General features: G+C 71.8%; 12 protein-coding genes. 5 read left to right on the forward strand and 7 right to left on the reverse strand.

All coding sequences use genetic code 11. The features are described 5' to 3' along the window. Position 1: 1 nt before the first annotated feature. Positions 2-358, reverse strand: coding sequence for a HesB/IscA family protein (locus tag ACZ7LV_RS07820; protein ID WP_399887460.1), 357 nt, complete (start codon positions 356-358; stop codon positions 2-4). Positions 359-698: 340 nt separating this feature from the next. Here ACZ7LV_RS07820 and nadA point away from each other — a divergent pair, with 340 nt between their 5' ends. Next, positions 699-1883, forward strand: coding sequence for a quinolinate synthase NadA (nadA, locus tag ACZ7LV_RS07825; protein ID WP_471936841.1), 1185 nt, complete (start codon positions 699-701; stop codon positions 1881-1883). A gap of 63 nt (positions 1884-1946) precedes the next feature. Here the strand turns inward: nadA and ACZ7LV_RS07830 are convergent, their stop codons facing one another. From ACZ7LV_RS07830 to ACZ7LV_RS07850, 5 genes are all read right to left on the reverse strand, one after another. After that, a complete protein-coding gene (locus ACZ7LV_RS07830; RefSeq protein WP_471936843.1) occupies positions 1947-5060 on the reverse strand; it encodes an efflux RND transporter permease subunit in 3114 nt (1037 codons plus the stop codon). Between the two features lie 155 nt (positions 5061-5215). Beyond that, positions 5216-5902 carry a response regulator gene (locus ACZ7LV_RS07835; protein ID WP_471936845.1) on the reverse strand — a complete coding sequence of 229 codons (687 nt, stop codon included), beginning with the start codon at positions 5900-5902 and terminating at the stop codon, positions 5216-5218. After that, on the reverse strand, positions 5899-7119 hold the full coding sequence (locus ACZ7LV_RS07840; RefSeq protein WP_471936847.1) for a sensor histidine kinase: 1221 nt from the start codon (positions 7117-7119) through the stop codon (positions 5899-5901). The genes ACZ7LV_RS07835 and ACZ7LV_RS07840 overlap by 4 nt, the downstream gene beginning before the upstream one ends. A gap of 80 nt (positions 7120-7199) precedes the next feature. Continuing rightward, positions 7200-7481 (reverse strand): PspA-associated protein PspAA, encoded by a 282-nt coding sequence (gene pspAA / locus ACZ7LV_RS07845; protein ID WP_401676498.1) that lies wholly within the window; start codon positions 7479-7481, stop codon positions 7200-7202. 19 nt (positions 7482-7500) lie between these two features. After that, positions 7501-8295 carry a PspA/IM30 family protein gene (locus ACZ7LV_RS07850; RefSeq protein WP_471936849.1) on the reverse strand — a complete coding sequence of 265 codons (795 nt, stop codon included), beginning with the start codon at positions 8293-8295 and terminating at the stop codon, positions 7501-7503. A 270-nt stretch (positions 8296-8565) separates the two neighbouring features. Here ACZ7LV_RS07850 and ACZ7LV_RS07855 point away from each other — a divergent pair, with 270 nt between their 5' ends. From ACZ7LV_RS07855 to ACZ7LV_RS07865, 3 genes are all read left to right on the forward strand, one after another. Continuing rightward, positions 8566-9195, forward strand: coding sequence for a DUF3043 domain-containing protein (locus ACZ7LV_RS07855; RefSeq protein ID WP_471936851.1), 630 nt, complete (start codon positions 8566-8568; stop codon positions 9193-9195). A gap of 83 nt (positions 9196-9278) precedes the next feature. Beyond that, a complete protein-coding gene (locus ACZ7LV_RS07860; RefSeq protein WP_471937783.1) occupies positions 9279-9980 on the forward strand; it encodes a class I SAM-dependent methyltransferase in 702 nt (233 codons plus the stop codon). 241 nt (positions 9981-10221) lie between these two features. Further along, positions 10222-11277, forward strand: a complete 1056-nt coding sequence (locus ACZ7LV_RS07865; protein WP_471936853.1) for a S1C family serine protease — start codon at positions 10222-10224, stop codon at positions 11275-11277. 40 nt (positions 11278-11317) lie between these two features. Here ACZ7LV_RS07865 and ACZ7LV_RS07870 read toward each other — a convergent pair whose 3' ends face one another. After that, a complete protein-coding gene (locus tag ACZ7LV_RS07870; protein WP_401676502.1) occupies positions 11318-11530 on the reverse strand; it encodes a hypothetical protein in 213 nt (70 codons plus the stop codon). Positions 11531-11728: 198 nt separating this feature from the next. Between ACZ7LV_RS07870 and ACZ7LV_RS07875 the strand changes: the two genes are divergently transcribed. Further along, positions 11729-12937, forward strand: a complete 1209-nt coding sequence (locus ACZ7LV_RS07875) for a bifunctional adenosylcobinamide kinase/adenosylcobinamide-phosphate guanylyltransferase (RefSeq protein WP_471936855.1) — start codon at positions 11729-11731, stop codon at positions 12935-12937. Position 12938: the final 1 nt, after the last annotated feature.

Raw genomic sequence — 12938 nt, forward strand, 5'->3', positions numbered from 1 at the left:
CTCAGCTGAAGGAGTCGCCGCAGGCGCAGGAACCCGTCGCGTTCGGGTTGTCGATCGTGAAGCCCTGCTTCTCGATGGTGTCCACGAAGTCGATGGTGGCGCCGCCCAGGTACGGAGCGCTCATCCGGTCGGTGACGACCTTGACCCCGCCGAAGTCCTTCTCCACGTCGCCGTCGAGCGAGCGCTCGTCGAAGAAGAGCTGGTAGCGCAGGCCGGAGCAGCCACCGGGCTGGACGGCGACGCGCAGGGCGAGGTCGTCACGGCCTTCCTGGTCGAGCAGCGCCTTCACCTTGGACGCGGCGGCGTCGGTCACGATGATGCCGTCGGTGACGGTGGTGGACTCGTCCGATACGGACATCTACATCTCTCCCGGGTTGTACGGAGACTGCTTGCCGACGGTTGCAACCGGCGGGGACGCGGATTCATTCCGGGCCGGGCCCGGGTCTTTCTCCTTGGCGCCCTCTTCATGCTCGCACATGCCCTCGCGGGCGCACAGCACTCGTGGACAGCGGGGCAACGCCGTTCGACAGCGAGGTGTCAGGATTCACGTCACACCGACACTATGGCCATCGTCAAACTGACGTGAAGCGGTTATGATAGATAGCGTCATTCCGACGAAAAGTCGAGAAGATGTCCCGAATGTCCCGCCGGTCCGGCTCCCCGGACCGGCGAGCCGCAGAACAGAAAGGGTGTGTGTCGTGACCACCGCCCAGACCCAGGAGCTCGACGTACAGCCGACGCCCCTCGCCCTGCTGCTGCTCGGCCGGGAGGCCGACCCGAGGAGCGAGCGCGGCGTCGAGTGTCCCGGTGACCTGCCGTCGCCGTCCGACCCGGACCTGGTGGAGCGTGCCCGCGCGGCCAAGGAGAAGCTGGGCGACAAGGTCTTCGTGCTCGGCCACCACTACCAGCGCGACGAGGTCATCCAGTTCGCGGACGTCACGGGCGACTCCTTCAAGCTGGCCAGGGACGCGGCGGCGCGCCCGGAGGCCGAGTACATCGTCTTCTGCGGCGTGCACTTCATGGCCGAGTCCGCGGACATCCTCACCGGCGACGACCAGAAGGTCGTGCTGCCGGACCTGGCCGCCGGCTGCTCGATGGCCGACATGGCGACGGCCGAGCAGGTCGCCGAGTGCTGGGACGTGCTGACCGAGGCCGGCATAGCCGAGCAGGTCGTGCCCGTCTCGTACATGAACTCGTCCGCCGACATCAAGGCGTTCACCGGCAAGCACGGCGGCACCATCTGCACCTCGTCCAACGCCGAGCGGGCGCTGGACTGGGCGTTCCAGCAGGGCGAGAAGGTGCTGTTCCTGCCCGACCAACACCTCGGCCGGAACACCGCCGTACGGGACATGGGCATGTCCCTGGAGGACTGCGTCGTCTACAACCCGCACAAGCCGAACGGCGGGCTGACCGCCGACGCGCTGCGGGCCGCGAAGATGATCCTGTGGCGCGGCCACTGCTCGGTGCACGGCCGCTTCAGTCTCGACTCGGTCGACGACGTCCGCGCGCGCATCCCCGGCGTGAACGTGCTGGTCCACCCCGAGTGCAAGCACGAGGTGGTCTCGGCCGCCGACTACGTCGGCTCGACGGAGTACATCATCAAGACCCTGGAGGCCGCGCCGGCCGGCTCCAAGTGGGCCATCGGCACCGAGCTGAACCTGGTCCGCCGGCTGGCGAACCGTTTCGCGCCCGAGGGCAAGGAGATCGTCTTCCTCGACAAGACGGTCTGCTTCTGTTCGACCATGAACCGGATCGACCTCCCCCACCTGGTGTGGGCCCTGGAGTCGCTGGCCGAGGGCAACCTGGTCAACCGGATCGAGGTCGACAAGGAGACCGAGGCGTTCGCGAAGCTGGCGCTGGAGCGGATGCTGGCGCTGCCGTAGCCGCCGGCACCGAAGCACGTGAAGGGGGCCGCACCCGTGGGTGCGGCCCCCTTCGTCGTCCTGTCAGACCTGCGCCGGCTCCGGCTGGGGCTCCGCCGGGACCTGCGTCTTCGCCTGCCGCTTGGCGGCCCGCTTCTTCGCGCGGCGCTCCTTGCGCAGCTCCAGCATCGCGTACAGCGTCGGGACCAGCAGCAGGGTCAGCAGGGTGGAGCTGATCAGGCCACCGATCACCACCACGGCCAGCGGCTGGGCTATGAAGCCGCCCTCGCCGGTGATCCCGAGCGCCATCGGGAGCAGGGCGAAGATGGTCGCCAGCGCCGTCATCAGGATCGGGCGCAGCCGGTGCCGGCCACCCTCGACCACGGCCTCGACGACCCCGTACCCCTGCTTGCGGTACTGGTTGATGAGGTCGATCAGCACGATGGCGTTGGTCACCACGATGCCGATCAGCATCAGCATGCCGATCATCGCGGGGACGCCCATCGGAGTGCCGGTCAGGATCAGCAGGCCGATCGCGCCCGTCGCGGCGAACGGGATGGAGACCAGCAGGATCAGCGGCTGGACCAGCGAGCGGAAGGTCGCGACCAGCAGCATGAAGACGATCGCGATGGCCGCCAGCATCGCCAGGCCCAGGTTGGCGAAGGCCTCGTCCTGGTCCTCGGAGACGCCGCCGATCTGGGCGGTGGCGCCGGCCGGGAGGTCCAGGGCGTTGATCTTCGACTGGAGCTCGGTGCTGACCGCGCCCGTGTTGTCGCCGGTCGGCTTGGCGGTGATGGTCGCCGCGCGCTGACCGTCGATCCGGGTCATGGAGACCGGGCCGTCCACCAGCTTCACGGTCGCGATCTCACCGAGCTTCACGGTGCCCAGCGGCAGCCTGCGCAGCTCGGCGATGGTGTCGGCCGGCTTCGCCGAGGTGATGACGATGTCCCGCTCGGTGTCGTCCAGCGTCGCCTTGCCCGCCGTGGTGCCGCGCACCGCCTGGGCGACGGCCGCGCCGAGCCTCTGGTCGTCGAAGCCGGCGGTGGCCGCCGCGTCCTTCGCGGTCACGGAGATGCGCGGGACGCTCTGCGCCAGGTCGCTGGTGACGTCGGTGACGTCGTCCAGGCCGGCCACCGTCTTGCGGACCTCCTCGGCGGCCTTGTTCAGCACGTCCCCGTCGGCCGCCTTCACGACGACGCTGAGGTCCTGGCTGCCGAAGCCGTCACCGGCCGCGATCGTGGTCGTACCGAGCCCGTCGATCTTCTTCAGGCCGGCGTCAAGGCTGTCCTGGACGTCCTCGAAGGACGCCGAGTCCTCCAGCATCACCGAGTACGAGGCCTGGTTGGTGTCGGTGCCGCCGCCGAAGGCGGCCATGAAGCCGGAGGAGCCGACCGTCACCTGGTAGTCCTTGACGCCCTCGGTGTCGGCGAGCAGCTGCTCGACCTTCTTCGCCTCGGCGTCGGTCGCCGCCAGGCTGGTGCCGGGCTTCAGCTCCTGCTTGATGGTAAGGACGGCCTGCTCGCCCTGGTCGAAGAAGTTGGTCTTCAGCAGCGGCGCCATGCCGAAGGTGCCGAGCAGGACCACGACCGCGATGGCCACGCTGGTGAGCCGGCGCCGGGTGGCGAAGCGCAGGACGGGGACGTAGAAGCGCTGGAGCTTGCTGCGGGCCTCCTTCTCCTCCGCCAGGCGGCGCGCCTCCTCGGCGTCCTCGGGGGTGCCCTTCGGGGCCCGCAGGAACCAGTACGACAGGACCGGTACGACCGTCAGCGAGACCAGCAGCGACGCCAGCAGGGCGGCCGTGACGGTCAGCGAGAACGAGCCGAACAGCTCGCCCACCATGCCGCCGACCAGACCGATCGGCAGGAACACCGCGACCGTGGTGAGGGTGGACGACGTCACCGCGCCCGCGACCTCGCGGACCGCGTTCAGGATCGCCGACTGGCGCTCCTCGCCGTAGCCGAGGTGGCGCTTGATGTTCTCCAGCACCACGATCGAGTCGTCGACGACCCGGCCGATGGCGATGGTCAGGGCGCCCAGCGTGAGCATGTTGAGGGACAGGTCCCGCGTCCACAGCACGATCAGGGCCAGCACGACGGAGAGCGGGATGCTCACCGCGGTGACCAGGGTGGAGCGGATCGAGGCCAGGAAGACCAGGATGACCAGGACCGCGAAGACCAGGCCGAGCGCGCCCTCCGTGGTGAGGCCCTCGATGGACTTGGACACCGCCGGGCCCTGGTCGCTGACGACCGTGACGGTCGCGCCGGAGCCGAGGTCCGCGCGCATCTCGGGCAGCTTGTCCTCGACCGCCCGGGAGATGGCCACCGCGCTGCCGTCGTGGTCCATGGTGACGGCGACGGCCAGGCTGGGCTTGCCGTTGGTGCGCGTGAGGGAGTCGGCCTTTGCCTGCCGCTCGGTCACCTCGGCGACGTCACCGAGGCGTACGGGCTTCTTGACGCCCTCCCCGGTGAGCATCAGGTTCTCGATCTGCGCCAGCGAGGTGAAGGCGCCGCCGACCTGCACGGTGCGGTTGCTGCCGTCCTCGTCGAAGGAGCCGGCCGGGACGGTGGCGCCGCCCGCCTGGAGGGCATGCGCGAGGCTCTGGACGGTGAGGCCGGCCCGGGCCAGGTCGCTGTCGTCGGGGGTGACGGAGACCTGGACGTCGCGCACGCCGTCGACCGTGACCTGGCCGACGCCGTCGATGTCCTCCAGGGACGGGACGACGGTCCGGTCCAGCCGGTCGGCGAGCGCCTGCTGGTCCTCGTCGGAGGTGACGGCGAGGACGACGGTCGGGATGTCGTCCGTCGATCCGGCGATGACCTGCGGGTCGACGTCGTCCGGGAGCTGCACGCGGGCGCGGTTGACGGCCTGCTGGACGTCGGCGACGAGCTGGTCGGTGTTGTTGCCGTAGTCGAAGGACGCCATGATCACGGCGTTGCCCTCGCTCGCCGTCGAGGTGACGCCGGTGATGCCGTCGACGGCTTCGAGGTTGTCCTCGATGGGCTCGACGACCTGCTTCTCGACCACGTCCGGGGACGCGCCCTGGTACGGGGCGAGGACCGACACCATGGGCAGTTCGATGGTGGGCAGCAGCTGCTGCTTGAGCTGCGGGATCGCGATCGCCCCGAAGGCGAGCGCGATGATCGACATCAGCCCTATCAGGGCCCGTTGCGCGAGGCTGAATCTCGACAGCCAGGACATGGGTCAGCGTCTCTCTTCTGTGGCCTGGGGCGGAAGCACCGGGCACACGTGAGCGCCCGTACCTACACCCTGAGCCATCGCCGGACGGTGATCCGTCGGCCCTGGGTCCATTTCTCGGGCCGCGCCTACTCCCGCCGCAGTACGGCGATCCGGCGTCAGTCCACCCTCGGACGTACCAGCCCCGACTCGTATGCGATCACCACGAGCTGTGCCCGGTCGCGGGCGCCCAGCTTGGCCATGGCCCGGTTGACGTGCGTCTTCACCGTCAGCGGGCTCACCTCCAGACGCTCGGCGATCTCGTCGTTGGAGTGCCCGCCCGCGACCTGGACCAGCACCTCGCGCTCGCGCACGGTGAGCGCGTCGAGGCGCGCGGCGCGGGCCGGGTCGCGCTCGCCGTCGTGGCCGTCGCCGCCCTGCGCGAGGAAGCGGGCGATCAGGCCCTTGGTGGCGGCCGGGGAGAGCAGCGCGTCGCCGCCGGCCGCGACCCGGATGGCGGTGAGCAGCTCCTCCGGCTCGGAGCCCTTGCCGAGGAAGCCGGAGGCCCCCGCGCGCAGTGACTGCACCACGTAGTCGTCGACCTCGAAGGTGGTCAGGATGACGATCCGGACATGGGTGAGGTCGGGGTCGGAGCTGATCAGGCGGGTGGCTGCGAGACCGTCGGTGCCGGGCATCCGGATGTCCATGAGGACGACGTCGGCGCGGCGTTCCCTGGCCAGCTCCACCGCCTCCGCCCCGTCGGACGCCTCGCCGACCACCTCCATGTCGGGCTCGGAGTCGACGAGCACGCGGAAGGCGCTGCGCAGCAGGGCCTGGTCGTCGGCGAGCAGGACACGGATCGTCATGCGGGGTCCTTCGCTGAGGCGGCGCGGGTCTTGACCGGCAGGATGGCATGCACGCGGAAGCCGCCGCCGTAGCGGGGACCGGTGGTGAGGGTGCCGCGCAGGGCGGTGACGCGCTCGCGCATGCCGAGCAGTCCGTGGCCGCCGCCGGAGACGGGGCCGTCGTCCTCGCCGGAGCCGTCGTCGAGGACGGTGATCTCGATGTTCTGGCCCACTCGCACAACGCTGACCTCGGCCCTGGCGGCCGTTCCGGCGTGCTTCTGGACGTTGGTGAGGGCTTCCTGGACGACGCGGTAGGCGGCCAGGCCGACGGCGGCGGGGAGGCTGGTGCCGTGGTCGGCGCGGGCGACCTCGACGTGCAGTCCGGCGCTGCGGAAGGTGCCCACGAGTTCTTCGAGGCGGTCCAGGCCCGGTGCGGGTTCCGTCGGGGCCTCGGGGTCGTCGGACTGGCGCAGCAGGCCGACGGTGGCACGCAGCTCGTTGAGCGCGGAACGGCTGGCCTCACGTACGTGCGCGAGGGCCTCCTTGGCCTGGTCGGGGCGCTTGTCCATGACGTGTGCGGCGACCCCGGCCTGCACGTTGACCAGGGCGATGTGGTGGGCGACCACGTCGTGCAGGTCGCGGGCGATGCGCAGCCGCTCCTCGGCGACCCGGCGGCGGGCCTCCTCCTCACGGGTGCGTTCGGCCTTCTCGGCGCGCTCCCGGATGGCCTGCACGAAGTCCCTGCGGCTGCGGACCGCGTCGCCCCCGGCCGCGGCCATGCCCGTCCAGGCGAAGACGGCGAGGTTCTCCTGGGCGTACCAGGGCAGCGGGCCGGCGAGCATGGCGGCGCCGGTCAGCACGGTCATGGTGAGCAGCCCGACACGCCAGGTGGTGGAGCGGTCGGTGGTGGCGGCGACGGTGTAGAGGGCGACCACGGCGGCCATGGCGACCGGGGCCCTGGGGTTGCCGGTGACGAACTCGACGACCGCGAAGGAGCCGGTGAGGGCGAGCACCCGCAGCGGGGCGCGGCGGCGACGCACCAGGGCGCCCGCGGCGAGCACCATGAGGACGAGGCTGAGGGGGTCCGGGGTGCGCAGCACCCAGTCGACGCCGTGCTTGTCGCGCGGGTCCACGAAGGAGCCCGCCACCATGCAGACCAGGACGCCGGCCGCGAGCGCCGCGTCCAGCGCCGTGGGGTGCGCCTTCAGACGGCGCCGGGCGCTTTCGAGGGTGCTCACGGCTGTCAACGGTACGGGTACCCCGCGAGGCTGGGAACGGGGGCCGACGGTGCTCGCGCCGTCCGGCCCGGTCCGGTCCGTCAGCCTCCGGGGATCAGGCCGTCGTCGCTGAGCAGTTCGCGGACCTGCTCCAGGGTCGCGTCGGAGGAGGGGAGGATCAGCTCGGAGGGTTCCAGGGAGTCGTCCGGCAGGGGCTCGCCCAGTTCACGGACCTTGGTCAGGAGGGCCTGGAGGGTGCGGCGGAAGCCGGGGCCGTCGCCGTTCTCCATCTCCGCCAGCAGTTCGTCGTCCAGCTTGTTCAGCTCGGTGAGGTGGCCGTCGGCCAGCCTCACCTGGCCCTCCCCCATGATCCGTACGATCATGTCGCCCTCCGGTGAGTGACTACTGCTTGTCGAAGCGCGGGGTGTCCTGCGGCTGCTGCTGCGACCGGGGCTGGTCCTTGCCGCCCTCGATGGCCTGCTGGTCGCTGGTGCCGCCGGCCAGCTCCGCCTTCATGCGCTGCAGCTCCAGCTCCACGTCCGTACCGCCGGAGAGGCGGTCCAGCTCGGCCTGGATGTCGTCCTTCGCCATGCCCGTGGGGTCGTCGAGAGCGCCGGAGGCGAGCAGTTCGTCGATCGCGCCGGCCCGCGCCTGGAGCTGGGCGGTCTTGTCCTCGGCCCGCTGGATGGCCAGGCCGACGTCGCCCATCTCCTCGGAGATGCCGGTGAAGGCCTCGCCGATGCGGGTCTGGGCCTGCGCGGCGGTGTACGTGGCCTTGATCGTCTCCTTCTTGGTGCGGAAGGCGTCGACCTTGGCCTGGAGGCGCTGGGCGGCCAGGGTGAGCTTCTCCTCCTCGCCCTGGAGCGTCGCGTGCTGCGTCTCGAGGTCCGTGACCTGCTGCTGGAGGGCGGCGCGGCGGGAGAGGGCCTCCCGGGCCAGGTCCTCACGGCCCAGCGCCAGCGCCTTGCGGCCCTGGTCCTCCAGCTTGGTCGACTGGGTCTGCAGCTGGTTCAGCTGGAGTTCCAGGCGCTTGCGGGAGGTGGCCACGTCCGCGACGCCACGGCGGACCTTCTGGAGCAGCTCCAGCTGCTTCTGGTACGAGTAATCGAGGGTCTCGCGCGGGTCCTCGGCCCGGTCAAGGGCCTTGTTCGCCTTCGCGCGGAAGATCATCCCCATACGCTTCATGACACCGCTCATGGGCTTCGCGCGCCCCCTTCTGACGGACTCCGGCTCCAGCTCTGCGACAGAACCCACAGTACGGGCCCTGCATCCATTACCGCACTGTTCGGGGACGGATGCGCTCATCCCCAAGGACGACTGAGTGCGCTCCCGCTCCGGCGTAGGGAGTAGGTGGTCCCCGGGTATGCCCCGAGGGATCCGGGGGGATCCGAGAGCGTACGCATCGTCCCCTCTGTCCCCTTACAGACGACTGGTGTTGCGGGATCGTTCCCCGCGGGACTGGGGTCCATGCCCCTGGACCCCGTACCCTTGGGTTTTGTGTTCCGTAGCCGTGCCAAAGACGAGAAGGCCGCCATCGCCGCCCAGGCCCAGGTGACCGACTCCCAGCAGCCCCGTGACCCGCAGGCCCCGAAGGGTCGGCCGACGCCCAAGCGCAGTGCGGCCCAGTCCCAGCGCCGCAGCGTCGCCAATACGTCGATGACGCGCAAGGACGCCGCCAAGCGCCAGCGCGAGGAGCGCCGTGCCGCCATGGAGCGGCAGCGCCAGGCGCTCGCCGGGGGTGACGAGCGGTATCTGCCGGCCCGCGACAAGGGCCCGGTGCGCCGCTTCGCGCGCGACTTCGTCGACTCGCGGTTCAACATCGCGGAGTACTTCCTGCCGATGGCCGTGGTCATCCTGGTGCTGAGCATGGTGCGGGTGCCGTCGCTGCAGAGCATCGCGCTGCTGCTGTGGCTGGTCGTGATCGTGCTGATCGTGCTGGACTCGGTGCTCACCGGATACCGGCTGAAGAAGCGGCTGGCCGAGCGCTTCCCCGACGAGAGCAGGCGCGGCGCGGTCGCCTACGCCCTGATGCGCTCCCTCCAGATGCGCCGACTCCGGCTGCCCAAGCCGCAGGTCAAGCGCGGAGAGCGGCCCTGAGCGCGACGTCCTTCCCCGAGGGTGCGGCAAAGGCCTGGCTGAGCACGCTCGGCGGGTTGCGTGATGTCGTACGGCAGGAACTGGTGGCCCGGCAGCTCGACGAGCAGATAGCCGGGCGCTTCCCCGTCGGGCAGCGCCTTCGGGTGCTCGACGTGGGGACGGGCCAGGGCACGCAGGCGCTGCGGCTGGCCCGTGCCGGACACCAGGTGACCGGCATGGAGAAGGACACCACCATGCTCGCGGCGGCGCGCTCGGCGCTCGCCGCGGAGCCGGAGGGGATCCGCGAGCGGGTGCGGCTCGTCGAGGGGGACGGCCGGGACACGGGGGTCCACTTCCTGCCCGGCAGCTTCGATCTCGTGCTCTGTCATGGCGTGCTCATGTATGTCGACGACCCCGATCCGCTGGTGGCGGGTCTCGCGCGGATGCTCGCGCCGAGCGGGCTGCTGTCGCTGCTGGTGCGCAACGGCGACGCGCTCGCCCTGCGGCCGGGGCTCTCCGGCGACTGGGGCACGGCGCTCGCCGCCTTCGACACCACCGCGTACCGCAACCGGCTGGGGCTCGATGTCCGGGCCGACCGTCTGGACACGCTGACGGCCACGCTCGCCGGGATCGGGGCGCCGCTGCACGCCTGGTACGGCGTGCGGGTCTTCACCGACACCGCCGCCGACGGGGCGCGGCCGCCGGCCGACGTGGAGACGCTGCTGGCGGTGGAGGAACGCGCAGGCCGGACGGACCCGTACCGGGGGGTCGCGGCGCTGCTGCATCTGTGCGGGGTACGCGGCTAGGGCCAGTCTGACAATTCGCGTCGTCGCCCGGAGGGCGTCCGGACGGCGTCAGGTGCGTGCTCTCGGAGTGCCGGGCCCTGACCCGCGTACTGGGCGTACTCGGGTCAGAGCCCGGTGCGCCGAGAGTGCGTGCGTGGCGCCGTCCGGCAGACGGGAATTGTCAGACAGGCCCTGAGGGCCTGTTGCCCGTTCGGGTGTACCGGGCGGGCCCTGGTGGGGGGCGGAACGCCAGACTCGGGGCATGGAAGCTCACCCCTACCGGGTCTCGCGCCGTCGCGTGGGCGCCCTGTGCTGCCTCCTGCTCGTTCCCGGCTGCACGGTGGGCGGGACGGACGCGGGAAGGACCACCGCGCGCGCCGTGGCGCCGAGAGCGGCGAACGACCTCCAGACCGACTACCAGCAGGTGATCAAGGACGCCCTGCCGTCGGTCGTGCAGATCCAGGGCCGCAGCGACCTGGGCTCCGGGGTGGTCTTCGACGACAAGGGCCACATCGTCACCAACGCGCACGTCGTCGGTGATCAGCGGACGTTCCGCGTGACGACCGCCAACAGCGAGGACCAGCTCACCGCGCGGCTCGTCTCCTCCTACCCCGAGCAGGACCTGGCCGTGGTGAAGCTGGAACGGCCTCCCCAGGGGCTGCGCCCGGCACGGTTCGCGGACTCCGCGAAGGTCGAGGTCGGGCAGATCGTGCTGGCCATGGGATCGCCGCTCGGACTGTCGTCCAGCGTCACCCAGGGGATCGTCTCCGCGACCGGACGGACCGTCACCGGGCCCGCCGAGGGCGGGGTCTCGGGCGCGACGATCGCCAACATGGTGCAGACCTCGGCGGCCATCAACCCCGGCAACAGCGGGGGCGCCCTGGTGAACCTCGACGGTCAGGTCATCGGCATCCCCTCGCTCGCCGCGACCGACCCGAGCCTCGGCGAGGGCGCGGCGCCCGGCATCGGGTTCGCGATCCCGGCGTCGACGGTCCGGTCGATCGCCGGTCAGATCGTGCGCGACGGGCGGGTCACGAACTCGGGGCGGGCGGCGCTCGGCATCACGGGCCGCACCGTCGTCGACGCCGACTACCGCTCGGACGGGGTGGCCGTGGTCGAGGTGCACCCGGGTGAGGCGGCGGCCGAGGCCGGTATCCGGGCCGGGGACGTCATCACCGGCTTGGGTGACACGGAGGTCACCAGCATCACCTCGCTCGCGCAGGCACTGGCGGCGCTGCGGCCGGGCGCGCGGACGACGGTGACGTTCACCCGCGACGGCCAGGAGCGGACCGTCGACGTGACGCTCGGCGAGCAGTGACGGGCGAGGAGAAGGGCGGCCGTGCGGCCGCCCCGTCCCGTCAGGCGTCTTCCGCGTGCAGGCTCATCGGCCCGTAGATCTCGGTGGTGTCCTCGAACAGCCGCACCTGGTCCGCGCCCCCGGCGACCAGTTCCTTCCACTGCTCGCCGAGCCAGGACTCGGCGTCGCCCTGCGTGGTGAACTCCTCGGGCTGCACCGCGGGCTGGACCTCCGTCCCGTCGGACTTCTCGAACCGCCACGTCCATGCCGCCATGTACGCCTCCCAGCTGTCGGCACCTGCAGGGCCGGGCCTGATCTCGCCCGGCACCGGCCCCGAGCCTATGCGCTCCGCCGGGTGAGCCGGCATCAGAGCGCGGGTGATCGGCCACATCGAGGGTGCGCGGCGGCCCGGCCACGCCGGTCGGGCCCTCCCGGGCGCGCATGACGGACGACGACCGGCGAAAATCGGATCGTGGAACTGACTCTGCTCGGCACCGGCGCCCCCGCGGGACTCCCCCGCCCCGACTGTCCCTGTGCGGCGTGCGCGACCGCGCTCGGTGCCGACGCGCGGGCGGCGACGTCCGTGCTCGTGGACGGGGCGCTGCTGCTCGACCTGACGCCCGGCGCGGCGTTCGCGGCGGCGCGGGCGGGACGGTCGCTCGCGGGGGTGCGGCAGGTGCTGCTGTCGCACCCGCACAACGGGCCGCCGATGGAGGTGCCGGCCGGGCTCCCGCAGCCCGGACGGGTGCCGGACGGGCGGGAGTTGGCCTTGCTGACGGGGCATCGGGTGCGGGCGCTGGCGATGGACTCGCCGGGGACGGGGTACGCCGTGACCGGGCCGGACGGCAAGCGGCTGCTGTATCTGCCGCCGGGGTGCGCGCCCGCCGGGCTGGAGGAGGGGACGCAGACGGCGGAGCCGTACGACATGGTGCTCGTGGACGTCGTGGGGCGGCCGGACGCGCTGGCGCGGCTGCGGGCGGTGGGCGCGGTCGGGCCCACGACGGACGTCGTCGCCGTGCACCTGGACCACGACGTGCCGCCCGGGCCAGAGTTGCGGCGCCGGCTCGCCGCGGCGGGGGCGCGGGCCGTGCCGGACGGGGCGACGCTCGCGGTCGGGGCGTACGAGAACGTGCCGGACGTGCCGCGCCGGACGCTGGTGCTGGGCGGGGCGCGCTCGGGCAAGTCGGTGGAGGCGGAGCGGCGGCTGGAGGCGTTCCCCGACGTGCTGTACGTGGCGACGGGCGGGACGCGGGGCGGCGACGGCGAGTGGGCGGAGCGGGTCGCCGCGCACCGGGAGCGGCGGCCGGGTTCGTGGCGGACGATGGAGACGTGCGACCTGGTGCCGCTGCTCACGCAGGAGGGGCCGCCGCTGCTGGTCGACTGCCTGTCGCTGTGGCTGACGGACGCGATGGACGCCGTGGGCGCGTGGGACGACGCGGAGTGGGCCGACGGCGGGGAGAAGGCGCTGCGGGAGCGGGTGCACACGCTGACGGACGCGGTGCGGAACACCCGCCGGGTGGTGGTCGCGGTGTCGAACGAGGTGGGCTCGGGCATCGTCCCGGCCACCGCGTCCGGGCGGCGCTACCGGGACGAACTCGGGCGCCTGAACGCGGCGTTCGCGGCCGAGTGCGAGCAGGTGCTGCTGGTGGTGGCGGGGCAGGCCGTGGTGCTGCGGGGGTGAC

It is taken from the genome of Streptomyces sp. NPDC107562 (assembly GCF_055657325.1).

What these genes read in the sequence shown, in the direction of transcription:
- ACZ7LV_RS07820 (WP_399887460.1), bottom strand. Translation starts at nt 358, where the DNA reads ATGTCCGTATCGGACGAGTCCACCACCGTCACCGACGGCATCATCGTG.
- ACZ7LV_RS07830 (WP_471936843.1), bottom strand. Translation starts at nt 5,060, where the DNA reads ATGTCCTGGCTGTCGAGATTCAGCCTCGCGCAACGGGCCCTGATAGGG.
- ACZ7LV_RS07835 (WP_471936845.1), bottom strand. Translation starts at nt 5,902, where the DNA reads ATGACGATCCGTGTCCTGCTCGCCGACGACCAGGCCCTGCTGCGCAGC.
- pspAA (WP_401676498.1), bottom strand. Translation starts at nt 7,481, where the DNA reads ATGATCGTACGGATCATGGGGGAGGGCCAGGTGAGGCTGGCCGACGGC.
- ACZ7LV_RS07850 (WP_471936849.1), bottom strand. Translation starts at nt 8,295, where the DNA reads ATGAGCGGTGTCATGAAGCGTATGGGGATGATCTTCCGCGCGAAGGCG.
- ACZ7LV_RS07855 (WP_471936851.1), top strand. Translation starts at nt 8,566, where the DNA reads ATGCCCCTGGACCCCGTACCCTTGGGTTTTGTGTTCCGTAGCCGTGCC.
- ACZ7LV_RS07865 (WP_471936853.1), top strand. Translation starts at nt 10,222, where the DNA reads ATGGAAGCTCACCCCTACCGGGTCTCGCGCCGTCGCGTGGGCGCCCTG.
- ACZ7LV_RS07870 (WP_401676502.1), bottom strand. Translation starts at nt 11,530, where the DNA reads ATGGCGGCATGGACGTGGCGGTTCGAGAAGTCCGACGGGACGGAGGTC.